This window comes from Stenotrophomonas sp. NPDC077461 (genome assembly GCF_049545475.1).
Classification (GTDB): domain Bacteria; phylum Pseudomonadota; class Gammaproteobacteria; order Xanthomonadales; family Xanthomonadaceae; genus Stenotrophomonas; species Stenotrophomonas nematodicola.
On the sequence record NZ_JBMWDO010000004.1, the window covers coordinates 178,359 to 204,318 of the forward strand.

The 25,960-nt window shown below is 67.3% G+C and carries 32 protein-coding genes and 1 pseudogene; 9 read left to right on the plus strand and 24 right to left on the minus strand.

Features of this window, described 5'->3' with window-relative positions:
* Positions 1 to 39 precede the first annotated feature (39 nt).
* From ACPEH8_RS09530 to ACPEH8_RS09580, 11 genes are all read right to left on the minus strand, one after another.
* Positions 40 to 846, minus strand: a complete 807-nt coding sequence (locus ACPEH8_RS09530) for a DUF4198 domain-containing protein (protein WP_313217281.1) — start codon at positions 844 to 846, stop codon at positions 40 to 42.
* Between the two features lie 26 nt (positions 847 to 872).
* Complete coding sequence (locus tag ACPEH8_RS09535; protein ID WP_017355781.1) at positions 873 to 1,391, minus strand: DUF2271 domain-containing protein; 519 nt, start codon at positions 1,389 to 1,391, stop codon at positions 873 to 875.
* Between the two features lie 25 nt (positions 1,392 to 1,416).
* Positions 1,417 to 2,052, minus strand: coding sequence for a PepSY-associated TM helix domain-containing protein (locus tag ACPEH8_RS09540; RefSeq protein WP_017355782.1), 636 nt, complete (start codon positions 2,050 to 2,052; stop codon positions 1,417 to 1,419).
* A gap of 143 nt (positions 2,053 to 2,195) precedes the next feature.
* Positions 2,196 to 4,622, minus strand: coding sequence for a TonB-dependent receptor domain-containing protein (locus ACPEH8_RS09545; RefSeq protein WP_423666572.1), 2,427 nt, complete (start codon positions 4,620 to 4,622; stop codon positions 2,196 to 2,198).
* Between the two features lie 143 nt (positions 4,623 to 4,765).
* Complete coding sequence (locus ACPEH8_RS09550) at positions 4,766 to 5,197, minus strand: hypothetical protein (RefSeq protein ID WP_229296455.1); 432 nt, start codon at positions 5,195 to 5,197, stop codon at positions 4,766 to 4,768.
* 154 nt (positions 5,198 to 5,351) lie between these two features.
* Positions 5,352 to 6,077 (minus strand): tetratricopeptide repeat protein, encoded by a 726-nt coding sequence (locus ACPEH8_RS09555; RefSeq protein ID WP_136006553.1) that lies wholly within the window; start codon positions 6,075 to 6,077, stop codon positions 5,352 to 5,354.
* Positions 6,070 to 6,759, minus strand: a complete 690-nt coding sequence (locus ACPEH8_RS09560) for a Fe2+-dependent dioxygenase (RefSeq protein WP_017357313.1) — start codon at positions 6,757 to 6,759, stop codon at positions 6,070 to 6,072. Before ACPEH8_RS09560 ends, ACPEH8_RS09555 begins: the two co-directional genes overlap by 8 nt.
* Before the next feature lie 49 nt (positions 6,760 to 6,808).
* Complete coding sequence (locus ACPEH8_RS09565) at positions 6,809 to 9,094, minus strand: TonB-dependent receptor (RefSeq protein WP_153164529.1); 2,286 nt, start codon at positions 9,092 to 9,094, stop codon at positions 6,809 to 6,811.
* Positions 9,095 to 9,252: 158 nt separating this feature from the next.
* Positions 9,253 to 9,642, minus strand: a complete 390-nt coding sequence (locus tag ACPEH8_RS09570) for a hypothetical protein (RefSeq protein WP_166472383.1) — start codon at positions 9,640 to 9,642, stop codon at positions 9,253 to 9,255.
* Between the two features lie 96 nt (positions 9,643 to 9,738).
* Complete coding sequence (locus ACPEH8_RS09575) at positions 9,739 to 10,071, minus strand: non-heme iron oxygenase ferredoxin subunit (protein WP_017357420.1); 333 nt, start codon at positions 10,069 to 10,071, stop codon at positions 9,739 to 9,741.
* Positions 10,068 to 10,604: a GNAT family N-acetyltransferase gene (locus ACPEH8_RS09580; RefSeq protein ID WP_136006561.1), complete on the minus strand. Its 537-nt coding sequence runs from the start codon at positions 10,602 to 10,604 to the stop codon at positions 10,068 to 10,070. Before ACPEH8_RS09580 ends, ACPEH8_RS09575 begins: the two co-directional genes overlap by 4 nt.
* Positions 10,605 to 10,900: 296 nt before the next feature.
* Between ACPEH8_RS09580 and ACPEH8_RS09585 the strand changes: the two genes are divergently transcribed.
* Complete coding sequence (locus tag ACPEH8_RS09585) at positions 10,901 to 11,215, plus strand: hypothetical protein (RefSeq protein WP_166472695.1); 315 nt, start codon at positions 10,901 to 10,903, stop codon at positions 11,213 to 11,215.
* A gap of 45 nt (positions 11,216 to 11,260) precedes the next feature.
* Here the strand turns inward: ACPEH8_RS09585 and ACPEH8_RS09590 are convergent, their stop codons facing one another.
* Genes ACPEH8_RS09590 through ACPEH8_RS09600 form a run of 3 tightly spaced genes read right to left on the minus strand, consistent with a single transcriptional unit; the run spans position 11,261 to position 13,527 of the window.
* A complete protein-coding gene (locus ACPEH8_RS09590; RefSeq protein WP_229296454.1) occupies positions 11,261 to 12,394 on the minus strand; it encodes a TonB family protein in 1,134 nt (377 codons plus the stop codon).
* Position 12,395: 1 nt separating this feature from the next.
* Positions 12,396 to 12,992, minus strand: coding sequence for a biliverdin-producing heme oxygenase (locus ACPEH8_RS09595; protein WP_423666574.1), 597 nt, complete (start codon positions 12,990 to 12,992; stop codon positions 12,396 to 12,398).
* A 13-nt stretch (positions 12,993 to 13,005) separates the two neighbouring features.
* Positions 13,006 to 13,527 (minus strand): TonB-dependent receptor domain-containing protein, encoded by a 522-nt coding sequence (locus ACPEH8_RS09600; protein WP_136006568.1) that lies wholly within the window; start codon positions 13,525 to 13,527, stop codon positions 13,006 to 13,008.
* 173 nt (positions 13,528 to 13,700) lie between these two features.
* Here ACPEH8_RS09600 and ACPEH8_RS09605 point away from each other — a divergent pair, with 173 nt between their 5' ends.
* A complete protein-coding gene (locus tag ACPEH8_RS09605) occupies positions 13,701 to 14,000 on the plus strand; it encodes a hypothetical protein (RefSeq protein ID WP_262072284.1) in 300 nt (99 codons plus the stop codon).
* Between the two features lie 97 nt (positions 14,001 to 14,097).
* Here ACPEH8_RS09605 and ACPEH8_RS09610 read toward each other — a convergent pair.
* Positions 14,098 to 14,316: pseudogene (locus ACPEH8_RS09610) on the minus strand (aminotransferase class V-fold PLP-dependent enzyme); the annotation flags it as partial.
* On the opposite strand from ACPEH8_RS09610, the gene ACPEH8_RS09615 reads away from it, so the two are divergent.
* The 5 genes from ACPEH8_RS09615 (at position 14,236) to ACPEH8_RS09635 (ending at position 17,216) form a co-directional block, all read left to right on the plus strand.
* Complete coding sequence (locus ACPEH8_RS09615) at positions 14,236 to 14,457, plus strand: hypothetical protein (protein WP_165699741.1); 222 nt, start codon at positions 14,236 to 14,238, stop codon at positions 14,455 to 14,457. The pseudogene ACPEH8_RS09610 and the gene ACPEH8_RS09615 sit on opposite strands and share 81 nt — an antisense overlap.
* Before the next feature lie 776 nt (positions 14,458 to 15,233).
* Positions 15,234 to 15,689 carry a hypothetical protein gene (locus ACPEH8_RS09620; RefSeq protein ID WP_423666576.1) on the plus strand — a complete coding sequence of 152 codons (456 nt, stop codon included), beginning with the start codon at positions 15,234 to 15,236 and terminating at the stop codon, positions 15,687 to 15,689.
* 27 nt (positions 15,690 to 15,716) lie between these two features.
* On the plus strand, positions 15,717 to 16,196 hold the full coding sequence (locus ACPEH8_RS09625; protein ID WP_423666578.1) for a hypothetical protein: 480 nt from the start codon (positions 15,717 to 15,719) through the stop codon (positions 16,194 to 16,196).
* An 88-nt stretch (positions 16,197 to 16,284) separates the two neighbouring features.
* A complete protein-coding gene (locus tag ACPEH8_RS09630) occupies positions 16,285 to 16,581 on the plus strand; it encodes a hypothetical protein (protein WP_017356435.1) in 297 nt (98 codons plus the stop codon).
* Positions 16,582 to 16,616: 35 nt separating this feature from the next.
* Positions 16,617 to 17,216 (plus strand): hypothetical protein, encoded by a 600-nt coding sequence (locus ACPEH8_RS09635; RefSeq protein WP_166472705.1) that lies wholly within the window; start codon positions 16,617 to 16,619, stop codon positions 17,214 to 17,216.
* 98 nt (positions 17,217 to 17,314) lie between these two features.
* Here the strand turns inward: ACPEH8_RS09635 and ACPEH8_RS09640 are convergent, their stop codons facing one another.
* The 6 genes from ACPEH8_RS09640 to ACPEH8_RS09665 are packed head-to-tail and all read right to left on the minus strand — an operon-like array spanning position 17,315 to position 22,989.
* Entirely contained in the window at positions 17,315 to 18,571 is a 1,257-nt protein-coding gene (locus tag ACPEH8_RS09640; protein WP_423666580.1) for a cysteine desulfurase, read from the minus strand.
* On the minus strand, positions 18,568 to 19,830 hold the full coding sequence (gene sufD / locus ACPEH8_RS09645; protein ID WP_153164523.1) for a Fe-S cluster assembly protein SufD: 1,263 nt from the start codon (positions 19,828 to 19,830) through the stop codon (positions 18,568 to 18,570). Before sufD ends, ACPEH8_RS09640 begins: the two co-directional genes overlap by 4 nt.
* Complete coding sequence (gene sufC / locus ACPEH8_RS09650; RefSeq protein WP_017356439.1) at positions 19,830 to 20,594, minus strand: Fe-S cluster assembly ATPase SufC; 765 nt, start codon at positions 20,592 to 20,594, stop codon at positions 19,830 to 19,832. The genes sufD and sufC overlap by 1 nt, the downstream gene beginning before the upstream one ends.
* A gap of 46 nt (positions 20,595 to 20,640) precedes the next feature.
* Complete coding sequence (locus ACPEH8_RS09655; protein WP_423666582.1) at positions 20,641 to 21,048, minus strand: lysozyme inhibitor LprI family protein; 408 nt, start codon at positions 21,046 to 21,048, stop codon at positions 20,641 to 20,643.
* Positions 21,045 to 22,520, minus strand: a complete 1,476-nt coding sequence (gene sufB / locus ACPEH8_RS09660) for a Fe-S cluster assembly protein SufB (RefSeq protein WP_017356441.1) — start codon at positions 22,518 to 22,520, stop codon at positions 21,045 to 21,047. Before sufB ends, ACPEH8_RS09655 begins: the two co-directional genes overlap by 4 nt.
* Before the next feature lie 16 nt (positions 22,521 to 22,536).
* Positions 22,537 to 22,989, minus strand: coding sequence for an SUF system Fe-S cluster assembly regulator (locus ACPEH8_RS09665; RefSeq protein WP_423666584.1), 453 nt, complete (start codon positions 22,987 to 22,989; stop codon positions 22,537 to 22,539).
* A 175-nt stretch (positions 22,990 to 23,164) separates the two neighbouring features.
* Between ACPEH8_RS09665 and ACPEH8_RS09670 the strand changes: the two genes are divergently transcribed.
* On the plus strand, positions 23,165 to 23,632 hold the full coding sequence (locus tag ACPEH8_RS09670; protein ID WP_017356443.1) for an SET domain-containing protein: 468 nt from the start codon (positions 23,165 to 23,167) through the stop codon (positions 23,630 to 23,632).
* Between the two features lie 84 nt (positions 23,633 to 23,716).
* Positions 23,717 to 24,259, plus strand: coding sequence for a type 1 glutamine amidotransferase domain-containing protein (locus ACPEH8_RS09675; protein ID WP_423666586.1), 543 nt, complete (start codon positions 23,717 to 23,719; stop codon positions 24,257 to 24,259).
* A gap of 72 nt (positions 24,260 to 24,331) precedes the next feature.
* On the opposite strand, the gene ACPEH8_RS09680 is transcribed toward ACPEH8_RS09675, so the two are convergent.
* The 3 genes from ACPEH8_RS09680 to ACPEH8_RS09690 all read right to left on the minus strand — a co-directional run bounded on the left by ACPEH8_RS09680 (position 24,332) and on the right by ACPEH8_RS09690 (position 25,919).
* A complete protein-coding gene (locus tag ACPEH8_RS09680; RefSeq protein ID WP_423666588.1) occupies positions 24,332 to 24,913 on the minus strand; it encodes a DUF1439 domain-containing protein in 582 nt (193 codons plus the stop codon).
* A 99-nt stretch (positions 24,914 to 25,012) separates the two neighbouring features.
* Complete coding sequence (locus ACPEH8_RS09685) at positions 25,013 to 25,564, minus strand: hypothetical protein (RefSeq protein WP_423666590.1); 552 nt, start codon at positions 25,562 to 25,564, stop codon at positions 25,013 to 25,015.
* 46 nt (positions 25,565 to 25,610) lie between these two features.
* Positions 25,611 to 25,919 (minus strand): DUF3861 family protein, encoded by a 309-nt coding sequence (locus ACPEH8_RS09690; RefSeq protein ID WP_136006584.1) that lies wholly within the window; start codon positions 25,917 to 25,919, stop codon positions 25,611 to 25,613.
* Positions 25,920 to 25,960 lie beyond the last annotated feature (41 nt).

The following is a 25,960-nucleotide window of genomic DNA, read 5'->3' on the forward strand; positions in this document are numbered from 1 at the left end:
GGGCGAGGGCAGGGACGCCGGGCAGGGCCCGGCGTACGGTTACTGCGGCAGCACTTCCAGGGTGGCGACGTAGCTCAGGCGACGGGTCTTGGCCTGCTTGACGGACACTTTCCTGTCCTCTGTGCCGGTTTCCAGCCAGTACATGCCGGCCTCGGGCCAGGTGACGGTGAACTCGCCCTTCTTGTCGGTGGTGACCTTGATCTCTTCCTGGGCGTTGCGATAGCGCGTGCCGCCGCGGGTGATCTCGAACGCCAGACCGGCGCGCGGCTTGCCATCGACCAGCACGCGGAAGGACGCGGGCTCGCCGGCGACCAGGTCGTTGGGATGGGCCAGCGCCACCATCTCGATGCCCTGCTTGGTGGGCTTGAGGGCGGTGTCGTTCGGGGTGCCGTTGGTGACGAAGGTTTCCACGCGGCCGACCGACTGCGACACCTTCAGGTTCTTGGCCTTCTTCGGCACTTCGCTGGCGAAGGTGGCGGCGGTACCGCGCCAGCGCTTGGGCTTGCCATCTTCGTCCCAGGTGGCCGACAGGCCGTTGTTGACGGTGGCCAGGCGGTAGGTGCCCTGCTGGGTCAGCTCAACGTCGAACACGCTGCGGAACTTGCCGGTGGAGGCGTTCTGCGGCTGCACGGTGGTGCCGTCCGGTGCGGTGATCACCAGGTTGTCCAGGCGCAGCGGCACGTGGTTGAAGTAGAACAGGTCGTTGGACACGGCCGCGTCGACGGTGATCCACGGGTTGTTGCCGGCGATGACGGTCTGCGAGGGCTGCAGCCAGGCCTTGTGGGCCAGGGCGGAGAACGGAAGGGCGGCGGCCAGGGCGGCGGCTAGGACGAGCGTGCGCTTCATCAACAACTCCAGGGAAAGGGAAAGAATCAGGGCTTGGCCGACAGCGTGACCAGGCCGAGCTCGGTGCTGCCCTGGGCCTTGCCGGTCTGTGCGGACGTGGCAGGCCAGGTGAACGGGATCTTGAGCAGTTCACGGCCGCCGACTTCGCGCACCGCTTCCACCACCAGCGTGTAGTTGCCCGGCGCCAGGGCCTTCAGTGCCGGCTGCTTGTCGGAGAACGACAGTGCGTGCTTGCCGACCGGGCGGGTCGGGCCGGTGACACCGTCCACCGGCACGTCCAGCGTGCGGCCGCTCTTGCGCCACCACTGGCGCAGGTCGGGCAGCCACTTGGTGCCGTGGCCTTCGCTGTTGCTGGTCTGCTGGTACCAGACCGACAGGTTGGCGGCGACCTTCTGGTCGGCGCCTTCCAGCCACACCGCGACGTAGGGCCGGTGGTACTCGGCGACGTTGAGCTTGGGCACCTCGACGTTGATGTCCAGCGTGGTGGCATAGGCCGGCGAGGTGGCCAGCAGGCCGCTCAGGGCAATGGTCAGGGTGACGCGCATGGTGCGGCTCCGGAAAGGAAAACGGTCAATGGATGAGGATCAGGGCGATCAGCAGCGGCACCAGCAGGCCCAGCCCGACCAGTGGCCAGGTCATGCGGCGTTGGCGGGCGTGCAGGTGCAGCAGGAACAGGCCGGTGATGCAGAAGACCAGGCAGGCAACGGCGAAGATGTCCAGGAACCAGCCCCACGCCGGGCCGGCGTTGCGGCCCTTGTGGAGGTCGTTGAAATAGGAGACCCAGCCGCGCGCGGTGGATTCGTATTCCACGGCGCCGGAGTCGCGGTCGATGCTCAGCCAGGCGTCGGCGCCGGGGCTGGGCATGGAGAGATAGATTTCGCCGTCGGACCACTCGGCCGGGCGGCGGCCGATGGCGATGCCGAGCTGGGCATCGAGCCAGCGGCTGGCCTTGCGCGGCAGCGGGGCATGACCGTCGGCGCGGTCGCCGAGCGTGCCCAGCAGGTCGGCCGGCAGCGTCAACTGCTGGCTGACCACCACCGGTTTGGCTTCGATCTTCGCCGCATGGTTGAGGGTGATGCCGGTGGCGGCAAACAGCAGCATGCCGATCAGGCAGACGGCCGAGCTGATCCAGTGCCACTGGTGCAGCGTGCGCAGCCAGAAGCCGCGGCTTTGTTGTTGCTGCACGCTGGAGGAAGGAGTGGTCACAGGCAGGGATCAGGAGCTCAATGGCGAATTACACCATTGATGAGAATGGTTCGCAATTTTGGGCGGGAAGGGGGGCCGACCCGCGGTCGGCCCCTACCACAACACCCGGCAAGGTGGCGCCCGACCGCGGGTCGGGCGCCGCCTCAGAACCTTGCGTTCAGCGACATCCAGTAGCTGCGACGCTGGTCCTTGGTGGCGTAGTCGTCCACGCAGTTGTACTCGCTGTCGCTGATCAGCACGCACGACTGGGACACGAAGTCCTTGTCGAACAGGTTGTTGACGCGTGCGTTGAGGGTCAGCCACGGGGTGATGGTCCAGCTGCCACCGAGATGGAAGACGGTGTAGTCCTCGTAGTAGCGCACCTGCGAGGTGCTCACGCCGCCGACGCTGGTCACCAGCGTGTCGCGGTAGCGGTCGTAGCGGCCTTCGCCGATCAGCGACAGGCTGACCGCATCGTTGAGCTGCCAGTTCAGGCTGGCGTTGGCCATGTGGCGCGCCGGGGTCGTGGTGCCGCCCACCGGCTTGCCCTTGTCCACGCCGCTGGTCTGCTCGGAACGGGTGTAGGTGTAGTTGCCGCGCAGCTGCAGGTTGTCCAGCAGGTCCACGTAGGCAGCCGCTTCCACGCCCTTGGTTTCGGCCTTGTCCACGTTCACGCTCTGGGTGAACGTGCTGTAGCCCAGTTCGGCCCAGCCCGGGCCCACGTCCACGCAGTAGCCGCCGCCAGCCGGGGCGACCTCGCAGTTCGGGAACGTGCCGCCGCTGGCGATCTTGTCGTCGAACTGGTTGAAGAAGCCGGTGACGTTGAAGCCCCAGTCGGCGCCCTCGTAGTAGGCGGCCAGCTCATAGTTGGTGCTGGTTTCCGGCTTGAGGTTGGGCGAACCCACCAGCGGCAGCACGCCCTGGCCACCGAAACCGGTGACGCCGGGGAACAGCTGGTCCGGGCGCGGGGTCTTGTAGCCGGTGCTCACGCCACCCTTGACGGTCCAGGCATCGCTGGCGTTCCACACCAGGTAGCCGCGCGGGCTGAGGTGGCTGCCGAAGATGTTGTGGTGGTCGTAGCGCAGGCCGATGGTGGCGGTCAGCGTATCGGTCAGCGACCAGTTGTCCTCGGCGAACACCGACGACATGCGGTGCTTCTGCTTCACGTTGTCCTGGTAGCCGTTGCCGTCCATGCCGAACACGCCGTCGGTCATGTCGGTGTCGGTGTACTGGCCGCCCACGGTCAGCTTGTGCGCGCCGAAGGTCATGTCCAGCATCGTGTCGAGCACGATGCCGTCCAGTTCCATCGTGCGCAGCGGACGCGGCAGGAAGGCCTGCAGCCGCGCCAGCTCGGCCGGGTTCAGGGCGGTCAGCGCGTTGCCGCGGCCGGCGGCGCAGTTGTTGGCCGCGCCGGTGCGGCGGCACACGTCGTTCCACAGAGTCTGCAGGTCGGCGCGCTCGTCCAGGGTCAGCGGCAGCGAGCGGCCCAGGTTGTTGCTGGTGGTGTGGGTCAGCGTGGTCTGCCAGGTGCCGAAGTCGTACCGGCCCTGGTGGGTCAGGGCCACCTGATCGCGCTCATAGCGCTGGTAGGCGGTGTAGCCCACGCGCGGCTGCACCACGCGGCGGGTGGTGGTGCCGGTGCCGTTCGGGTTGGGAAGGGTGGCATTGCCGACGCGCCACAGGCTGGCCAGGCTGTCCAGTGTGCCGGTCTGGCCCTGGCTGTTGTCGTACTTCTGCCGCGAGACGTCGTAGTCCAGCCACAGGTCGTGATCGTCGTTGACGGTGAAGCTCAGGCGCAGACCGGTGTTCCAGTTGGTGTTGGCCACGGCCTTGCCGCCGCCGCCGAAGCCGATGCTGCGCGCCCACAGCGTGCCATCGGGCAGCGGCAGGTCATCCCATTCCGGGTTGGAGGCCTTGGCATCGTAGTAGCTGCCGCGCACCGACAGGCCGATGCGGTCCTTGACCAGCGGGCCGCTCAGGTACACGTCGGTGGTGCGCGCATCGCCGAACTGGTCGTCCTGCTGCACGGTGAAGCCCTGGGTGACCGAGCCGTGCCAAGTGTCCTGGTTGCGGCGGGTGATGATGTTGATCACTCCGCCCATCGCGTCCGAGCCGTACAGGGTGGACATCGGGCCGCGCACCACTTCGATGCGCTCGATGGCATCCAGCGGCGGCAGGTAGGCGAACTGGCCGCCGCCGAAGTTGTTCGGGTACAGCTGGCCGACATTGCTCTGGCGACGGCCGTCAATCAGCACCAGGGTGTATTCGGACGGCATGCCCCGCATGGAAATGGTGGCGCGGCCGTTCTTGTCGGTGGTTTCCATGCCCACGTCGATGCCTTCTACGTCGCGCAGCGCGTCCACCAGGCTGGTGTACGGGCGCTTGCTGAGTTCTTCGCGGCTGACCACGCTGATGCTGGCCGGCGCATCGGTGATCTTCTGTTCGAAGCCCGAGGCGGTGACCACCACCTTGTCCAGGGTCTGCGGGGCACCGCTGCCGGTGGCGAAGGCCGGCGCCGACAGCGCGCTGAGCAGGGCGATGGACAGGGTGTGGCGGGACAGGGACGTGCGGCGACGCTGGCGCAGGGCCATGAGCAATACCTCGAAAGAAAGACGGATGCGCGGGCCCGGGCTATCGGCCTCGGCACCTGCAGGGGATCAGGGAAGCGCCCGCAAGGCGGGCAGGCAGCGGTGGTACCGGCAGCGCGACGCGGTGGCGTCGGCCGTGACCGGGATCAGCCCTGCGGGGGCGCCTGGCCGCGCTGGACGCGCAGGCCGGGGGCAGCAGGCAGCGGCGTGGCCGGTGCCGAATCGATCGAGGGGGCCACCTGCGGTGGCGCGGCCACCAGTGTGGCCATCAGGGCGTCCAGTCCGTCGGCCGCAGTGGCGGACGGAACCAGGGGCGGTGCTGCGGCGGCGCGCGCGCTGGCGAGCCGGCGCGGCTTGGCCGGGGCCTCTTCCTGCGGGGCGGATTCGCCGCCGCCGGGCAGGCGTTCGTCCATCGGCGCCTGCACCAGCTGCGCACTGCCGGGCACGGCGTGCCCGAGCATCGGCAGTATGGCCAGCAGCATAGACAGCAGGGCCAGCCAGGCCAGCACCGTCGCCAACGCCGGACGCTGCCCGCGCATGGCGGGAGCGAAGCTGCGGTGGCGGTGAGGATGGCGCAAGACGATTCCCTGGACGGCGTTGGATGAGGCACTACGGCCCGACAGCCACGCGCCGGCGGCGGCGCAGGCGGATGGCCAGCGGCGCAGGGTGGGGCGGCGGGATTGTAGGTGAGATTGGTTATCCGGCGCAAATGCGAATGATTTGCGACTGTAGTCAGGCGCTGCCGTCGTCCAGCAGCGCGCGGACCTGCGCATGCGGGGAGGCGGCCAGCAGCGGGCGGATATGCGCCTGGAACGACGGGCTGCCGGTGGCGAGCGCGCGTTGCAGCCAGCTCACTGCGGCGTCCACCTGGCCGGCCGCGAGCAGCAGCGAGGCATGGCTGGCCTGGCCGCGGAAGTCGCCGGCCTCAGCCGAGCGTCGGTACCAGGCCGGCGCGGCGGCCGGGTCGGCCGCCACGCCGATGCCGTCTTCCAGGCAGCGGCCCACCAGGTTCATCGATTTGGCATGGCCGCGCTGGGCTGCCCGCAGGTACAGCGCGTACGCGGCGCGCTCGTCGCGTGCGGTGCCGCGCCCGGTGCCCACCAGGTTGGCCAGGTTGTACAGGCCCCAGTCCAGCCCCGCCTCGGCGGCGCGGCGGTACCAGACCACGGCCAGTTCCAGGTTGACCGGGGTGCCGGTGCCGAGCTCATGGCAGCGTCCCAGCATGTTGGCCGCGATGGCCAGGCCGCCGTTGGCGGCGCGCTCGAACCAGAGCATGGCGGCGGCGGCATCCTGGGCCACGCCGCGGCCTTCCATGCGCGCCTGCCCGAGCAGGAACTGCGCCTGCGCGTCGCCCCGTTGGGCGGTGGCTTCCAGCGCGGCCAGCGCCGCCGCAGGATCGCGCTGCATCAGCGCGACCAGCGCGTCGGCATCCAATGCCCCGGTGGTCGGCTCAGACATCGGCCCACTGCCGCAGCAGGTTGTGATACACGCCGGTGAGGTTGACCAGCGCGGGGTGTTCGGGGTGATCGTGGGTGAGGCGGCGGATGGACACGTCCAGATCCCACATCAGGCGGCGCTGGCCGTCGTCGCGCAGCATGCTCTGGATCCAGAAGAAGGACGCCAGCCGTGCGCCGGCGGTGACCGGGGTGACCTGGTGCAGGCTGGTGCCGGGGTAGAGCACCATGTGGCCGGCCGGCAGCTTGACCCGCTGGTTGCCGTAGGTGTCTTCGATGACCAGTTCGCCCCCCTCGTACTCGTCCGGATCGCTCAGGAACAGGGTGGCCGACAGGTCGGTGCGCACCGGCTGCGGCTGGCCGGCGGCGCTGTAGTCGTAGCGCACGGCATTGTCCACATGGAACCCGAACGTCTGCCCCGGCTGGTAGCAGTTGAACAGCGGCGGGAAGATGCGGCGCGGCAGGGCCGCGGAGAAGAAGGTGCTGTTGCGGCCGAGCGCGTCGAGGATGATCGAGCCGATCGCGCGGGCGGCCGGGTCGGACTCGGGCAGCTGCAGGTTGTGCTTGGCCTGCGCGGACTGATAGCCCGCCGTCAGGCGCCCGTCGGTCCATCCGGCGGTGGCCAGTTGCCGGCGGGCCAGGCTGACCTGCTCGGCGGTGAGAACGTCGGGAATGTGCAGCAGCATGGTCGGCTCCAACACCTCCCGCGCAGGCGCGCGGGAGGTGGCGTGTGGCTTAGAACGTGAAGTTGAACGCCAGCGTTGCCGAACGGCCCGGCGCGATGGCGGCGAAGTGCGAAGCGTACGCCTTGGTGAAGTAGGTTTTGTTGGTCAGGTTCTGCACGTTCAACTGCAGGCTGTAGCGCGGGTTGAACTGGTAGCCCACCATCGCGTCCCAGCGGGTGTACGACGGCACCCACTTGGTGTTGTTGACGTTGCCGTACACCTTGTCCACGTAGTTGGCGCCGGCGCCCAGGCTCAGACCGGGCACGAACGACGGGGCCCAGGTGGTCCACAGGCTGGCGCTGTGCCTGGCGGTGTTGGGGAACTGGTTGCCGTTGTACGGCGAAGGCACGTACACGCCATTGACCAGCAGGAAGCCGTTGTCCTCGACCACCGCATCCAGGTAGGTGTAGCCACCGAACACCTGCCAGCCCTCCACGATGGTGCCGCTGAAGCCGATCTCGGCGCCCTTGACCTTCTTGCGGCCCGCGTTCTGGGTGGTGCCCGCGTCGCTGAGCACGCGGGCGTTGGTCATCTCGGTCTCGAAGATCGCACCGGTCAGCGACAGGCGGGCATCGAACAGGTCCCACTTGGTGCCCAGCTCGATGTTGCGGCTGCGCTGGGGTTCGAGGTCCTTGATGGTCGCGGTGATGCCGTCGGCGCCGTCGCCGGCATCCACGCCCACCGGCGTGGACGAGGTGCCCCACGACAGGTAGATGCTGCCGTTGGCGACCGGCTTGTAGACCAGCCCGGCCTGGCCATTCCAGAACGAGGTGTCGTTGCGCAGGTGCTGTGCGTTGGCCGCCGCGGTCGGGCTGAACAGATGGGTGCTGTAGTCGTCGAAGCGCGCGCCCAGGTTCAACATCCACTGTTCGCTGAAGCTGATGGTGTCGAACACATAGGCCGACGTGGTGCGGGTGGTCTGGCGCGCATCGTTGAGCGGGTTGCTGCGGGTGACGGTGTGGGTCGCCGACCACGGGTCGTTCGGGTTCGGGTTGGTCAGGTCGGTGCAGTTGTAGCCGGTGGCCGCGCCGGTGGTCGGGCAGCTCTGGTTGCCGGTGACCGGGTTGTTGGTGCCGCCGGTGGTCTGGCCGTTCGGGCGCACCACGTCGCCGATCACGTAGTTGCCGCGTACGGTCTTCTCATCGCTGTATTCCACGCCGGCCGTGAAGCTGTGGCGCAGCGGGCCGGTCTCCAACTCGCCGGTGACGCTGGTCTGGTTGACGAAGCTGTCGGTCTGCGTGGCGCGCGAGTTGGTGCGGCGCCAGATCGTGCCGAACAGGTTCGGGTTGCCCTTGCTGTCGTCCGGCTGGGTCCACAGGTAGTCGTTGCGGGTGTCGCCGTAGCGGGTGATGTTGCGCAGGACGATGCCGCCGAAGTCGTGCGACAGGTTCAGCGTGGTGATGTCTGCCTTGGTCTTCTGGAAATCGCGGTCCACCAGGCCGTAGAACGCATCGCGGTTGGTCACGATCGGGCTGCCGTCGCCGTTAAGCGGCAGGTTGGGGCCACTGGTGAACGGGTTGTTGTACGGGAAGCCGCCGGCGTCGGGCAGGTCGTCGGTTTCCATGTGGTAATGGCTGATCACCGCCTGGGTCGGGCCGTTCAGGCCGAACGCCAGCGACGGCGCGATGCCCCAGCGGCTGCTGTTGACCGCGTCGCGGCCGGCCACATCGGCATCGTGGCTCATGATGTTCACGCGGGCGGCGATGCCGTCACCGATCACCTGGTTGGCATCCAGCGTGCCGCGGCGGTAGCTGTCGGTGCCGGCGGCCAGCGAGCCCTGCACAAAGTTGTCCAGCTTTGGGGTCTTGCTGACCAGGCTGATGGTGCCGCCAGCCGAGCCGCGGCCGGAGTAGGCCGAGCTCGGGCCCTTGACCACGTCGATCTGCTCGATCGCGAATACTTCGCGGGTCTGGCTGCCGGCATCGCGCAGGCCATCCACGTAGATGTCCGACGCCGAGTCGAAGCCACGGATGAAAGGACGGTCGCCGGTCGGGTTGCCGCCTTCACCGGCGCCGAAAGTGATACCGGGGACCGTGCGCAGCGCATCGAGCAGGGTGGTGGCGGCGGTCTGCTCGATCACCTGCTGGGAAATCACGCTGACCGATTTGGGGGTGTCCAGCAGCGGCGCGGTGAATTTGGACGACTGCGGGCGCACGCGCTCCCCGTGCACATCGACGCCATCCAGCTCGGTGGCGCGCTGCGGATCGGCGCCCGCGTCGGTCTCGGCGTGGGCCAGGGCGGGGGCGGCGATGGCCAGCAGCAGGGCGGACGACAGCGGAGTGGGGCGGACGGTCATGGGATTTCCTGGGGATGCGGACAGGGGCCGGAACAGGCGGAGCGTCGCGGCCGGTGGGTGTGGGGCGGGAAGACAGCGGACAGGAGCGGGCAGGCATGGCCCACGACGCCGCGGCGCGCAGGCGTGCAGGGCATCAACGCAGGGCGTTGACGCCGGGATCAGGCGTAGGGAGGGGCGTGGCCGGGATTGAGCCGCAGCGCGGGTTCCAGCCGCTGCCAGCGCAGCGCGTCGGCGCGCCACAGTGGCACCCGGGCGATCCACGGGGTCCGGTGGCTGGCGCGACGGATGGCAGTGCTGTCCGACTCGGCGTCGCCGCCGGTCTCGCTGCCCAGCCGGGCCGCGTGCACCCCCTCGGGAACCGGAGCAGGCGCCGGCTGGGCGTGCGAGACGAGGTCGAGGGTGCTGTGGCCGGCCGCCTCGACGGCAGCCGCGGGGCGGCCCGGTGCACCCGGTCGGCCACTGTCGCCCGGCCACGCCAGGCCCAGCAGCACCACGCAGAGCGTGGCCCACAGGGCGGCGATACCGAAGCGGCGGCGGCGACGAAGCACGAAGGACCAGGCAGGAGCGGCCAAAGCGCCGCAATGCCTATGTTAATAGCAACAATTCGCGTTATCAAAGACCCGCCATTCAGGCGTCGAAACCGGTCAGTCGCGGTCGTCGCGGGTCCAGACGGCGTCGTGCTCGCGCTTCACCGGGAACCGGGACACCGGCGAGTAGGCCGGCGCACACAGGGCGCGGCCGTCGCGGATGTCGAAGCGCGCGCCGTGCAGTACGCACTCGATGCTGCCCTCGGCGGTGTCGAAGGTGCCCGAGGACAGCTCGAACTCGTCATGCGTGCACTGGTCTTCCAGTGCATACAGCTCGCCATCGAGGTTGAACACCACGATCGGCGTGCCGGTCACCTCGTCGAAGGTGCTCTTCATCTCACCGGGAAGCAGCTCGGCGCTGGCGCAGACGAAGGTCCAGGTGTCGCTCATGCCTGGGCCACCAGCGGCTTTTCAAGGATCTCGAACTGCAGGTCATCGCGCTTGGGGATGCCGAAGCGCTCGTCACCGTAGGGGAACGGCTTCTTGATCCCGGTGCGGCGGTAGCCGCGGCGCTCATAGAAGGCGATCAGCTCGTCGCGGATGTCGATCACCGTCATCTGCATCACCTCCAGCTGCCACGCCGCAGCCGCATGGGCTTCGGCGGCGTCCATCACCTGCTTGCCCACGCCGCCGCCCTGCAGGGTCGGCTCGACCGCGAACATGCCGAAGTAGCCCTTGCCCTGGTCGTCGGCCACATGCGCGCAGGCCAGCAGACGGCCCTCGCGTTCGGCCAGCAGGATGGTGCTGCGCGGACGTTCGATATCGGCCTGCAGACCCTGCGGGTCGATGCGGGCGCCATCGAGCATGTCCGCCTCGGTGGTCCAGCCGGCCCGGCTGGCATCACCCCGGTAGGCAGCGGTGACAAGGGCAACAAGGGCGGGGATGTCGGCCAGCGTGGCCGCACGGAAGGTGAGGGTGGTCATGGGCACATTCTAGGCGGGCCGGGGCGGGCTGGAAACGCTCCCGCCCTGTTTGGGGATTCGTCCATGCAACGATGCCAAATGCAACGGAACGTGGCTGCTCGATGAATAGATCAAGGTTGATTGAATGTCCGCCTGCAGTGGCCGGGAAACGTCACTGACGTGCAATGATGCGCAGAGGGGGCGAGATGGGGGCGGGGACGCGCTGGCTGGAGAGCTTCCTGCGCTCGATCAAGCCGGGAAATGCGGGGGCTCTCGGGCCTGAGGGGGGGCCAAACAAAGCGGTGGAGAGGTCGGGGATGAGCGCCTGGGCGCGCGGATTTGGGTTGTCAATTGGTTTGATCATTATCGCGTATGGCGGCGCGGTAATGCGTGGCTTGGCTCAAGGGCCGATCCCATGTCGCGCGAAATGCGGAATTGATTATGCACTGGTGATCTATTTTGGAGAGCCCCGCGCGCATCTGATCATCGGCATGCAATGGGCTGTGGTGGGTGTCGCGCTGTGCATCATTTCTCTTCTGGCATCCCGGCGCAGTCCAAAGATAGAGCGCCGTAGGCGTAACCGCAGTCGCAATCGTAGTCGCAAGCGCAAACGCTTCGAAGGCAAGCAATGAAACGCCGCAGCCGTTCCCGCGGCTGCAGTGTGGCCGCCGCGCTTGTCAGCGCATGAAAAACTCCACCGGGAACGACAGTTCCACCGGCGCCGGGCGTTCGTCGGGCACGGCCGGCAGCGGCGCGGCGCGGCGGAAGGTTTCCAGTGCGGCCTGGTCGAGCAGCGGGAAGCCGGACGACTGTTCCAGCGACAGCGCCAGCAGGGTGCCGTTGCGGGCCAGGCTCACGCGGACCTGCACGATGCCTTCCTGGCGCCGCGCGCGCGCTGCATTGGGGTAGCGGCGGAAGCGCTCCAGCCGCGCCATGACGCGGCCTTCCCAGCTGTCGCGGCCAGGCGTGGCTTCACTGGGGCCGGGTGGCAGCGGCGGCGTGAGCGGTGCCGCGGCCACCGACGCGTCCTGCTGCCGCGGCGCGGGCGATTCGACCGTGGGCAGTGGCGGCGTCGGCGGCGGAATCACCCAGTTCGCTGCGGCGCGCGGCGGGGTGTCCGGCAGCGGGCGCGGCGGCTCGGGTTTCTGCTGCTGCACCGACGCGGCCGTGCTCGGGGTCGGTGCGACGATCTCCTCCAGTGGCACTTCCGGCGCACGGGGCGGCAACAGCACCAGCTGGGTGCGCTCGGCGGGCGGCGGTGGCAGGTCCGGCGCGGTCGGCACGCGGGTCCACAGCAGCAGGGCAAAGACGGTGACGTGGGCGAGCACGGTCAGTACGGCCGCCAGGCCATGCGCATGGCGTTCGGCAATCTGCAGCAGGCGGCTGGGCGGGGTGCCGCGCGGAACCGGGCGGCACAGCAGGTACAGCGCGCAGCCGCCCATGCCGATCGCCACGGCGATCCACAGCACGAACGAGGGATGGGCGGCGATCCAGAACGCGGCGAAGCCGACGGCCATGCCACCGCAGGCGAATGCCTTGGCACGGCGCGACATCGCCCCCTGCTCGCGCCACAGCACCAGCGGCGGGCCGAAGCGGGGGTGCTGCAGCAGCCAGCGTTCGAAACGGGGCGAGGATCTGCCGAAGCAGGCCGCCGCTAGGATCATGAAAATGGTCGTGGGCATCACCGGCAGCAGCGCCCCGATGATGCCCAGGCCCACCATCAGCAGCCCGAGCAGCAGGTAACCGGCACGCACCACGCGGTGACGTGGGCGGACGGCCGGGACGGCGAGGGTGGGCTGGGTGGCGTCCATCTCAGGCCGCGAACGCCTGTTCGACATAGCCGTGCACGCGCACGAATGCCTGGGTGGCACCGTCGATCATCCGCTGCTCCTGGGCCGGGTCCAGCGCGGCGCCGTCCAGCGCCGCGGTGAACTGGCGCCAGTGCCGGGCGCGCCCTTCCGGGTGTCCGGCGAGGTGACGCGCCCCGCGGGTCTCATCCAGGCCGATGCGTGCGGCCAGTTTGAACAGGATCGCCGCGCCGAGGTTGGAGCCCTCGGCGACGTACAGCCATCCCAGCGCTGTGGCCAGATCGACGTCGGCCGGCAGTGCGCGGCCGTCATCGGCCGGCACGGGCTCGCCGAGGTCGGCCAGGTCGGCCGCCAGATCCTGCAGACGCTGGCGTTCGGCCAGATTCTCCACCAGCGCGTGCAGCGCCGGCACCGCGTACAGCGCGGCGATGTCGCGGTGGAAGCGGTACTGCACGCGCAGAAAGCGGCGGTAGGTGTCGATGGAGGCAAACGGGTCGCCGCGCATGATGCGCTGGTCGAGCCGGTCGTGAGTGGCGTGGGTGGCTGCCTTCAGCCGCTGACTGCGGGTCGGGGCGGCGGCAGCAGGGGATGTCGTGGACATGGGCGGGCGCTCCTTAGAAGTTCACGGTGAAGCCCAACCGCACCGTGCGCCCCGGCGAGGCCATCAGGCCCAGCGTCATGGCGTCCATGTAGTAGCGGTCGGTGAGGTTGTCGACGGTGAGGTCGACGGCGACGTGGTCGTTGAGGCGGTAGTTGGCGAATACGTCCACCAGCACGTACGAGCCCCAGTCCACCACCGGGATCAGGCTGGCACCGGCCTCGCGCATCGGCCGGTGGCCGGTGTAGCTGACCCGCGTGCCGGCGGTGAGGCGCTGCTCGAACAGGTGGGTGCCCAACGTCAGCGCGCCGGCCGCGCGCGGCGGGATGTGGTTGCTGGCGTAGCTGTCGTTGACACCGCCGGCGTGGCACGCCTCGGTCCGGGTGGGATACGCGCGGCCGCTGTGGCAGAAGTTGGTGTAGGTGTAGTCGGCGTCCCAGCGGCAGCGCATCTGGCGGCTCAGCCGCGCCAGCAGCCAGCGGTGATGCTCACGGAACAGCGAGGCGAGCGCATCGGGGGAGACGACCGGGGACGCCATTGCGATCTATGCAAATGAGAAGTGTTCGCATTATTGCATGATTGGGGGCGGGCCGGGAGGGCGGGGGCAAGGGGGCACAACGGGGACCGTGCAAGCGCGTCGCCTGATTGCGCTGCAGCATCAGTGCGTAGGAAAAAGCCTCATTGAAATGCAGGTGAATATAACGATAGCCGATGTGGGTTCGAGTATCAGTTTTCGATAGCCAATTGGTTATTGACGATAGGCCGCCGCTGATTCATAAAAACGGTCTTCAAAACTTTCCGCGACTATATCCAGAGCTATGGAAGCGTCTGGGCTGTCCAGAATCCCTGGGCCTGCATGGTCAGGCAACGTACTTGACGGTGGTGTTGGGGTTGGAAAAGCGGGTGCCGTTACACGCTCTGCGTCAAGTTCGCGGCGAGATGGTTGCAATACGCGTGCTGTTGGCGATTGCGGTAGTTGCTTTTACCGGCGTGGCGTTCATGACCGGGTGAGTCATTAAAATGCCGGCGCGGCATCGCAACCGGGAGGCGTCCACCACGACGCCACACCGGTAGCGTTGCGCGCCGGACCGACGAACTGACGGACACTTGCTCAGCTCTTCGGTGAAGTGCGCCAGCAGGGCGGCCTCGCGTGTTTCCACGTGCTTCAGGCTGAGGGTCCCCAGGTAGTCCACCGCCACGCCCAGGCCGATGAAGCCGGCGATGTGGGGATGCCGGCCTCGAACATATGTGGGGCATCGTTGAACACGGTGCCCTCGACGCCGACCTCCTTGATCATCTCGCCGCCGCCCAGGAACGGCGGCATGGCATCTCCCGGCTTGTCGACTGGGGAATGTTCCTGCTGTTCATCTGGTTGGTCCCCTATCTGGGGATCACGTTCTATGTTGGAGTTGTTGCCGCGCGCTTTATGCTCAAGCCCGCCAGCCAAGGGGCGGCATCCGGCGAATAGCGTTCACCCTGGATGGTCGTTGGTAGGAGTCGTGGAAAGTCAAACCCGAATACGCTATGCAGGGTTGGTATCAAAAAGTGGATGGGTGGTTTGCGTGCCTGGGGCTAGAACGCCCGTACCGAAGGATGGGTTCACCAACGCACATTTCATGTCGGACCGAGGCGGGTCAAATGAAGGCACTTCGAAACTTGACCTGAGAGACTTCAAGGGATTCCATAGCATCGAAGGGAGGCTTGATGCCAAGCGGCTTGATCGGCAGTTCTCGGATACGTCCACGTGGCTTTTTGCCTATGGAGACCAGTGTGGACGTCAGCCTGACTCGGAGTGCGGTGCTGTTGGCGATCATCTGCGGAACGTCGGGGTGCGTAAGCAGGCCGGCGTGCGATTTTGATGTGCTGAATCATCAGCCGCATAGTGGCAGCGCACAGAAGTTTGAGGTGGAGCTTCTCCGTCGTCTGGAATCAGACGGCCGGGTGGGTGGTCCTGGAATCAAGGTGAATCTGATTGCATCTCAGATCGAGCGCTCGGCTGACGGGAAGACGGGGGATAGGTTCTACTACGTGGTGGCTGATGGCCAGAACCGGTTCGTAGCCGCTGAGACATGCTCCGATGGTGTTGGAGATTGCGTAGCCAAGGCAGCCGATCTCGCCCGTTCCGCCTGTAAGAATCCGCAGGAGTAGCTGGGTTGTGCGTACTGGAAGGGCCCTGCAGGGAACCTCGGTTCGAGGGGCGCACGGGTGGAGTCGATCGGTCACGTTCCGGAGCAGGTAGCTACGATGCGCAAGTTTCCAAGGGTTGCCAAGTTGGGTGGGTCTGGCGAATCAGCCGGTATCCTGTCCCGGGTGGGTGCGTTGACTGGGTGCGTGGGCAGCCTGGGCTTCTGCACGATCTTCGCAAGCGCCTGCACACCGGAGCGGGCCGCAGATGTCAATGTGATCAATCAACAGCCGGGTAACCCGCTGGCGATTGACTATGCGATGTCGGTGGCAGACGTGCTGCGCTCCACTGCCGCACCATTGTATTGCAGCGTGCGGATAGTAGACGTGGTCCGTGTTGCTGGCGCAGGCACCATCGAGCCCACCAGACAGCGGGTCTACTTCGCAATTGTCGGGTCCGATGACAGGTTTCTGGAGGCGGACAGCTGTGGCGTCGACATGACAACGTGCGCGCGGACGGTCGCGCACACGGCCAAGCGCCTGTGCCTGTCGGCGCGTGGAACCCAGTCCTTCTGAGCAGCCGCGTCCGCCACCCTGGTAGTAATGCGGCCAGCGCTGCAGCACTTCTTCGCGGTGGTGACGGCGACGATCAGTGTGGTGCGCAGCAGATCCGGCCGTGTGGACTGGGGAGTGTTTATGCTGTTCATCTGGCGGGTCCCCCATCTGGGGCTCATGTTCTATGGTGCCGGTAAGAATCGTGGATTTGACAGGGGGCTGGGAATGAATGGGGTTGATGGGGTGCTATCCATGATGCTCGTGATCGTGGGGCTGGCCGCGTGGGTTAACGGTATTGCCGCGCACGTTCTTCTTGTCAGGATGGATAAGTCACACCCGAATGTGCTGCGCCGGGTTGGTATTCAGAACGTGGATTGGTGGTTTGCGTGCCTGCGTGGCGTGTTCGCGCTCGCAATGACGCAGCAGGGGCTGAGCGTCCCTGCCAGAACGCGGTGGGTGCTGAGAGGCGTTGTGGCTACATACGCAGTTCTGATTGTGTATGGAATCGTCACGATGCTGCGGTTGTAGCGTGCTGGCGTCGTCACGCGCGAAGGAGGCGCGGGCGGCAGCGAGTGTCGGGATGTGTGACGTTGCGGGTTGCACCCGGGGAACTACCATGATGATCAATATCGTTTTTCTAGTGGCGTTTGTTTCTGTTTTTTTCTACCTGATCACGTTTTTCAGATTTACCCGGCGATTTCCTCAGCTGTATCCAGCGCTATGGAGGCGTCTGGGCTGTCCAGAATCCCTGGGCCTGCACGGGCAGGCAACGTACCTGACGGTGGTACTGGGGTTGGAGAAGCGGGCACCGTTACACGCGCTGCATCAGGTTCGCGGCGAGATGGCTGCAATACGCGTACTGTTGGTGATTGCGGTAGTGGCTTTTGCCAGCGTGGCGTTGATGACCGGCTGATTCATTGAAATGCCGGCGGGCTCTGCAATCGGGAGATGTCCACTACGACCCGAGCGGCGCCGTATGATCATTCCCACGCGGATGTTTCATCCGCATGGATCAGCGGGATTGCTTCCCGCTGGCAGGTTGCCAGGATTGAGGATGCCGACCCCGTGATGACGCCCTGCCTACGCCTGTTCCTGCTCGCCGCAGGTCTCGTCGCACTTCCCGGATGCGGGTATCTACCGGCGGGCGGGGAGGGCAGTCAGGTGCCTGCGGCATGCAGGATGCAGGGGAATGGCGATGGCTCGCCGACCTGCATGACCAGCCTAACCAGCGTGCTTGCTGCACCGGATCGATTCGACGGAATGAAGATATCGGTGGGCGTATGGGTGGATGAGGTCAACGACGCCGTTCTTGTCTTTCCTACGCGTGAGGCGCTGGACATGCGGGACTCGTCCAGTTCACTGGTGATCTATCGAGGAACGAGTCCGGGCATGGGAGCGGTGTCCTTCAAGGCTGCGCCTGACAACGCGATGTATGTCCGGGCAACCGGTGTCTTTCATTGGAATCAGGCGGGTGTCCGCAACGCTCACGCAGATCCGGTTGATTCAGGCCGGATGGGTGTCCTCGAGAGCGTCACTATTGAACGGTGACATGCCGGCGCGGGCTGGCCACGGTGCAGAGGCAATGGCAAAAAAAACGCCGCGATCTCCCGCAGCGTTTTCTCTGGCGCCCAGTACTCACCGACGCATCACCCCAGCAACTTGCGCACCTTGTTCAACGCCGCAATGAAGCGCTCGATTTCATCATGCGTGTTGTAGAACGCGAGCGAAGCACGGCACGTGGCCGCCACGCCGTAGTACTGCAGCAGCGGGTGCGCGCAGTGCTGGCCGGAGCGCACAGCGACCCCTTCCAGGTCGAGCAGGGTGGCCAGATCGTGCGAATGGGCGCCGTCGATCAGGAAGGACACCACCGCTGCCTTGTCCGGCGTGGTGCCGAAAATGCGCAGGCCGTCGATCTTGTTCAGCTCTTCAGTGAAGTGCGCCAGCAGGTCGGCCTCGCGCGCTTCCACGTGCTCCAGGCCGAGCGTTTCCAGGTAGTCCACCGCCACACCCAGGCCGATGAAGCCGGCGATGTTGGGGGTGCCGGCCTCGAACTTGTGCGGGGCGTCGTTGAACACGGTGCCCTCGAAGCTGACTTCCTTGATCATCTCGCCGCCACCCAGGAACGGGGGCATGGCATCGAGGTGCTCGCGTCGGGCCCACAGGGCGCCGGTGCCGGTGGGGCCGCACATCTTGTGGCCGGTGATGGCGTAGAAGTCGCAGCCGATCGCGGCGATGTCGACCTTGCGGTGCGGCACGGCCTGCGAGCCGTCCACCACGGTGACGATGCCGCGCTTGCGCGCTTCCCGGCAGATCTCGCGGACCGGATTTACCGTGCCCAGCACGTTGGAGACGTGGGTGACAGCAAGCAGCTTGACCTCGGGGGTCATGGCCTTGCGCAGGGCGTCCAGGTCGAGCGCGCCTTCCGGGGTGATCTCGGCAACGCGGATGGTCGCGCCGGTGCGCTGGGCGACCAGCTGCCACGGCACGATGTTGGCGTGGTGCTCCATGCGCGAGACCAGGATGACGTCGCCGGCCTTCAGGCGCGGCAGCGCCCACGAGTAGGCCACCAGGTTGAGCGCGAAGGTGGTGCCGCTGCACAGCACCAGCTCGCTGGCGCGCGCGTTGAGGAAGCGTGCCAGCTTCGCACGCGCGCCCTCGTAGGCATCGGTGGCTTCGGTACCCAGCGCGTGCACGGCACGGCTGACGTTGGCGTTGTAGCGGCGGTAGAACTCGTCCACCGCGCCGATCACCTGCACCGGCTTCTGGCCGGTGTTGGCGTTGTCGAAGTACACCAGCGGCTTGCCGTGCACTTCGCGCATCAGCAGCGGGAAGTCCAGGCGCACGCGCGCCCAGTCGGGGGCGCTGCCGGTGGGCACGACCGGGCGCGGCGTGGACAGGTTCATGCCACGCCCGCCTGTGCCAGGGCGCGGTCGAGGTGGCGGGCGAGCTGCCCGGTCAGGCGCGCGTCGAGCACCTTGAGCGGTTCGTGGCAGAACGCCGCGCTGAGCAGTTGCTGCGCCTGGTCGGCGGGCAGGCCGCGCGAGCGCAGGTAGAACAGCGCATTGGCGTCGAGCTGGCCCACGGTGGCACCGTGCGCGGCCTTCACCTCGTCGGCGTCGATCACCAGCGTGGGCTGGGTATCGATCTCGGCATCGGCCGAGAGCAGCAGGTTCTTGTTGGACAGGTTGGCGTCGGTGCCATCGGCGCCTTCGCGGATGTGGATGCCGCCGTGGAAGACCACGCGGCTGCGGTTGGCGGCCACGCCGCGCCACAGCATTTCCGAGGCGGTATCACGTGCGATGTGGTCGATGCCCAGGCGGGTATCGACATGGCGGCGGCCATTGCCGAGCAGCACGCCGTTGGCGGTCAGCTGGGCGTTGTCGCCTTCCAGGCGCACGTTGAGCTCGTGGCGGCTCAGTGCCGCGCCCAGCTCCAGGTCGATGCGGCGGTATTGGGCGTTGCGGGCCAGCACGGCGTCGGTGCGCAGCAGCGCGGTGGCGCGCACGCCATCGGCCTGCACGCGGGCGTGGGCCAGCACACTGTCCTGCGCCAGGTGCACATGCACCAGCGTGTTGCCCAGGTGGGCGACATCGCCCACATGCAGGTGGTGCTCGATCACGCCGAGCGAGGCGCCGGCGCGCAGTTCGATCAGGTGGCGGTGGTGCCAGGCCAGGTCGGCGCTGCCGGCCACGCTGACGAACACCAGCTGCAGCGGCAGGTCGATCTGCGCCTTGTCGTCCACTCGCACCAGCACGCCTTCATCGGCGAGGGCGGCGTTGAGGCGGGCGAAGATCTCGTCGCTGCGCTCGAAACGGCGGCCGAGGAAGCGCAGCGCGTCTTCGCCGCCGGCCAGGGCCGCGGACAGGGTCTGCAGCTGCACGCCGGCCGGCAGGTCGCCCAGCTCGCTCAGCGCCGCGGAGGGGCGGCCATTGACGAACACCAGGCGCGGCGACGGCACGTCGGCCAGCAGCGCGGGGTCGACCTCGGCGGCGGCCAGCGGCGCCGGGCGGAAGCTGCGGCGTTCCAGCTGGCGCAGCGAGGTGTACTTCCAGGCTTCGGTGCGCGGACCCGGCAGGCCGGCCTGCAGCGCGGCATCCAGCTCGGCGCGACGGGCGTCGCTGCCGCAGAAGCCACTGGCGAGGGAATCGAGCAGTGCGCTCATCAGACCGCTGCCTCCGGCACCACGCGGTCCTTCAGGAAGTGGTAGCCGTGGGCTTCCAGTTCCAGCGCCAGTTCCGGGCCGCCGCTCTGCACGATCTTCCCGTCGGCCAGCACGTGCACCACGTCCGGCTTGATGTAGTCCAGCAGGCGCTGGTAGTGGGTGATGACCAGGAACGAGCGGTCCGGCGAGCGCAGTGCGTTGACGCCGTCGGCCACGCTCTTGAGCGCGTCGATGTCCAGGCCGGAGTCGGTTTCGTCCAGGATGGCCAGCTTCGGCTCGAGCACCGCCAGCTGGAAGATCTCGTTGCGTTTCTTCTCGCCACCGGAGAAGCCTTCATTGACGCCACGGTGCAGCAGTTCGTCCTTCAGGTGCAGCACGGCCAGCTTCTGCCGCACCAGCTTGAGGAACTGCATGGAATCCAGTTCTTCCTGGCCACGTGCCTTGCGCTGCGCGTTGAGTGCGGCACGCAGGAAGTAGGTGTTGTTCACCCCGGGGATTTCCACCGGGTACTGGAAGGCCAGGAACAGGCCGGCGGCAGCCCGTTCTTCGGGGGCCAGCTCGAGCAGGTCGGCGCCCTCGAACTGGACGCTGCCTTCGCTGACCTCATAGCCGTCGCGGCCGGCCAGGACGTTGCCCAGGGTGGACTTGCCGGCGCCGTTGGGGCCCATGATGGCGTGCACCTGGCCGGGCTTCACGTCCAGCGACAGGCCCTTGAGGATTTCCTTGTCGCCGATGCGGGCGTGCAGGTTGTCGATCTTCAACATTGCAATAGTCGTCTTGTCAGATAGGGATTTGGGCGTGCAGCGCGACTCAGAGGTCGTATTCGCTGCGCTCCAGGAATTCGTTGCGCAGGTAGGTGGTGCGGATTTCGGTCAGCGCGGCCTTGTAGCCGGCATACAGCATCGGGTACATCGAGCCGTACAGGACGCGCGGGTTCTCGTCCTTGCCTACCGGATAACGCGCCTCCAGGTCGGCGTCGCGCAGTTGGATCCACAACCGCTGGGCGGCTTTGATCTTCTCCAGCGCGACCGCTTCACCGGCGTGTTTGGCCAGCACCTGGCGATACACGGCGTTGAGCGCGGCGTCGGCCCGCTGCAGTTCCTGCGCGGCGCAGGCATTGAGTTCCATCTGGTTGCCGCCCGGGTTGCAGTCGGCGCGCTGCGCGAACGCCGGACACGTGGCACCCAGCAGCAGGACGAGAGCGAGGAGGGTCTTCATCCGACCGAGCCTTCCAGGCTGACTTCCAGCAGCTTCTTGGCTTCCACCGCGAATTCCATCGGCAGCTCGCGGAAGACCTGCTTGCAGAAGCCGTCGACGATCATCGACACCGCGTTCTCCTGGTCGATGCCGCGCGCGCGGCAATAGAACAGCTGGTCGTCGGAAATCTTGGAGGTGGTCGCCTCGTGCTCCACCGTCGCGCTCGGGTTCTTGACCTCGATGTACGGGAAGGTGTGTGCACCGCACTTCTTGCCGATCAGCAGCGAGTCGCACTGGGTGTAGTTGCGCGCGCCGTCGGCATTGCGGTCCACCTTGACCAGGCCCCGGTAGGTGTTCTGGCCGCGGCCGGCGCTGATGCCCTTGCTGACGATCTTGCTCTTGGTGCGCTTGCCGATGTGGATCATCTTGGTGCCGGTATCGGCCTGCTGGCGGTGATGGGTCAGCGCCACCGAGTGGAACTCGCCCACCGAGTCGTCGCCGAGCAGCACGCAGGACGGGTACTTCCAGGTGATCGCCGAACCGGTTTCGACCTGGGTCCAGGTGACCTTGCTGCGTGCGCCACGGCATTCGGCACGCTTGGTGACGAAGTTGTAGATGCCGCCCACGCCGTTCTCGTCGCCCGGGTACCAGTTCTGCACCGTGGAATACTTGATCTCGGCGTCTTCCAGCGCCACCAGCTCGACGACCGCGGCGTGCAGCTGGTTCTCATCGCGCATCGGCGCGGTGCAGCCTTCCAGGTAGGACACGTATGCCTTGTCCTCGCAGATGATCAGGGTGCGCTCGAACTGGCCGGTGTGGCCGGCGTTGATGCGGAAATAGGTGCTCAGCTCCATCGGGCAGCGCACGCCCTTGGGGATGAACACGAAGCTGCCGTCGGAGAACACCGCCGAGTTCAGCGCGGCGAAGTAGTTGTCGCCCACCGGCACCACGCTGCCCAGGTACTGCCTGACCAGTTCCGGGTGCTCCTTGATGGCTTCGGACATCGAGCAGAAGATCACGCCCTTCTCGGCCAGCTCCTTGCGGAAGGTGGTGCCGACCGAGACCGAGTCGAACACCGCGTCCACGGCGACGCCGGCCAGCTTGGCGCGCTCGTGCAGGGGCACGCCCAGCTTGTCGTAGGTATCCAGCAGTTCCTTGGGCACGTCATCCAGCGAGGCGTACTTGGGGCCCTTCGGCGCGGAGTAGTAGCTCAGCGCCTGCAGGTCGATCGCCGCGATCTGCAGCTTGGCCCAGTCCGGCATCGGCATGGTCAGGAAGTGGCGGTAGGCGTCCAGGCGCCACTGCGTCATCCATTCCGGCTCGTCCTTCTTGGCCGACAGGGCACGGATGGTGTCCTCGTCCAGGCCTGGCGGCAGCGAGTCCGATTCGATCTCCGTGATGAAGCCCGCCGCGTACTTGCGGCCGAGCTGCTCGTGGATCTCGCGGTTGGGGGTATCGCCGGCGGCGACGGTATCGAGGGTATCGGTGGCCATGGGGGCTGCCTGTGGATCAGGAGACGACGTCCGCCGCGATGGCGCGGCGGTGGGCGTCAACAAGGGGGAGAGGGGGCAGGATCTGCGCCAGACTGACCGCGCGCAGGGCTTCGGCCACCACGTCGTTGATCAGGCGCCAGCTGCTGCGCGCACCACACTGCAGCTCGCGGCCGCACTGGCTGTGGTCGTGGCTGCATTCGGTCAGGGCCAGCGGCCCCTCCATCGCCTCGACGATCTCGAACAGCGAGATCCGCTCGGCGGGCCGGGTGAGGCGGTAACCGCCACGCACGCCGCGCAGGCCTTCCACCAGACCGGCCTGGGCGAGCGGCTTGAGCAGCTTGCTGACGGTCGGCGGTTCGAGGCTGGCGAAGTCGGCCAGTTCGGTCGCGCTGAGTACCTCGCCCGGACGGGCAGCGAGTACGGTCAGTACGACGGTGGCGTAATCGGTGAGCTTGGTGACGCGGAGCATGGGGAAGGCAGAGCCATAAAGCGGACTGAAATTGTACGCTTTTATCCCCGGGCATCCAACCCACCCCGTTCAGGACGCTGACAGCGGGGCCGCGGCAGGGCCGGGACACAGTGTAGCTTTGGCAATCACAAAGATTAAGGGAGAATCGGCCCTTCCCATCGCAACGGCCAGCCAGATGCCCAAGAAGATCCAAGCGCGCAAGTCCACCATTCATGGCAATGGCGTGTTCGCGCTGGCGCCGATCAGCAAGGGTGAGCGCGTGATCCAGTACAAGGGGCTGCTGCGCAGCCACGCCGATGTCGACGCGGACGACACCGGTGACGTCGAGAGTGGCCACACCTTCCTGTTCACTCTCAATGACGACTACGTCATCGATGCCAACTACAAAGGTAACGATGCGCGCTGGCTCAACCACAGCTGCGACCCGAACTGCGAGGCGGTGATCGAAGAGGCCGAGGGCGACAACCGTCGCGAGGACAAGGTGTTCATTGAGGCGATCAAGGATATCCAGCCGGGCGACGAGCTGACCTACAACTACGGCATTGTCCTGGCCGAGCGGCACACCGCGCGCCTGAAGAAGATCTGGGAATGCCGCTGTGGGTCGAAGAAGTGCACCGGGACCATGCTGCAGCCCAAGCGGTAAGCCTACGCTGCGTGCACATCGCGGTCACCGGGGCCCAATGGCCGTGCCGGCACACTGCAGGCTCCCTCATCCACGGAGCCCTGCATGGCACACGCACTCAACGGCAAGCACGTCGCGATCCTGGCCACCGACGGGTTCGAGCAGTCCGAACTGCTTGAACCCAAACGCCTTCTCGAATCCTGGGGCGCCACGGTGAAGGTGGTGGCGCCAGGTGACGGCGCGGGGATCCGCGGCTGGAAAGACAAGAACTGGGGCGACAGTGTGGCCGTGGACCAGCCGCTGCAGGGCGCCACGGCGGACGACTACGATGCATTGGTGCTGCCTGGCGGAGTGATCAATCCGGACAAGCTGCGCATCGATGCGCAGGCGGTGGCGTTCATCAAGGCGTTCGGCGCAGCCGGCAAGCCGGTGGCGGCGATCTGCCACGGCCCGTGGCTGCTGATCGAATCCGGCCTGGCCAGCGGCCACCGCCTGACCTCGTGGCCGTCGCTGAAAACCGATCTGGGCAATGCCGGCGCCGAATGGACCGACGCCGAGGTGGTGGTGGACGGGCATGTGATCACCAGCCGCAAGCCGGGCGACATTCCGGCGTTTGCCGACGCAGTGGCCAAGGCACTGGCGGCGTAGACGGGCAGGGCACCGACCCGCAGTCGGTGCCATCCCCGGGTCCGGCGGTGGTTGCCGGTGCCGCCGCTGCGGTCAGCGGCCCAGTACGCCGGCCGGGATCAGCTTGCCCAGGTCCTGGTTGAAGGTGACCACCAGCTTGCCGTTCTCGACCTGCGCCGACTGCACCTGCAATGCACCGAGCACCGCGGCCACGCTGGGGTCGATCCTGTAGATCGGTTCGCGGCGCGCATAGTCGGTCAGCCTAGCGTTGAGCAGGCCGCGCGTGCGCGAGTCCAGCTTGCCGCCGTTGTTGGCCGGGGTGAAGTCGTCCACGGTGGGTTGTTCAAGGTGGAAGCCCTGGGTCTGCGCGTCGTAGCGCAGACCGCTGCTGAGCTTGACCTTGCCCAGCGGTGCCGGCGCGCTGCCGGCGGTACCCAGCGCGACATCGAAACCGAGATCCAGGCGGTTGCCCTGCGGCAGCGCGAGCTGCGGATGGCTCATGGTCATCGCGATCAGGCCGCCGAGGGCGTCCTGGGTCCGCGGGAAACTGCCATCCAGATACTGCTGCACGTCGGCCGCGCCAACCGACAGCTGGCGGCCGGACACGGTGGGCGCGGCCTGCGCGCCGATGGCGGCGGCCAGAAGAACGGTGCAGGCGGCGAGGCGGGACAACATCGGGCGAACGTTCATGGCGGCGGCCGTGGGGAATGAGTGGCCAACGATAGCGCCATTGCCTGAATCCAGCTTTGACACGTGCGCGCCGGTGCCGCTCGGTCAGTCCAGGCTCGGCTGCAGCGACGCGCCGCTGAGTTCCCAGCCGCTGCCATCGGCGCGTGGCTGCAGGCGGTACCAGCCGTGGTAGTGCAGCGTGCCCTGCCGGGTCAGGATGCGGAGGCGGATCGGCACCTCGCGCAGGCGCGAGGGACGGGCGGTGTCGCGCGCGATCGGCGTGTCGGTATCCACCCGCAGCGACACCACGTCGGTGAGACGGTGCAGCGGGGCGTCGTCGGGCTGCAGGCGGGTGGTGCCGCCATCCCAGTACGCCGCAGCGGCAGCGCGATCCCCGCGCAGCAGCACACCGATGTAGTTGCGCACGGTGGCCCCTTCATCGGCTGCGCCCGCTGCCACCGCACCGGGCGGCGGCGTCGCCGGCACTGTGCCGGCAGCCGCGGCAGCGGCATCGGCATCCGCAGGGACGGTGACGGCGGTGGTGCGCGGCGACGGCGTGGCCGACGCAGCGGCGGCCGCCTCGACCCCATCGCCCTGACGCTGGCACGAGCAGCCGGCGATCAGCAGCAGCGGCAGCAGGACACTGGCAGAACGCATCGGCACCCCTCCCCTGGAATGGGGCGAGTGTAGCCGGCGCGGTCGATCAGGGCGCGCCCTGGATGGCGTCCAGCGCGCCGAGCACCTCGTCCAGCTGGGGCTGCAGCACAGTCAGTGCGTGCGTCGGCTCGGCGGCGTGGCGCTGGGCCAGATCGCGCAGCAGCTGGGTGGCGACGATGGCGGCGGCGCGCTCATCGCCGCTGAGCCCGGTATGGCGCCTGGCCACTTCCAGCAGGCGCATCCAGTCGCGCTGCGCCCGGTGCTCCAGTTCGATGGTGCAGCGCCCGCTGCACTGCAACCCGTCCTTCTCGATCGGGGTGACGGTAATGCGGTAACGCTGGGAGGAGGTGGACATGGCGGCCTGCACAGTGGGGACAGGCCCACCATAGGCCGCAC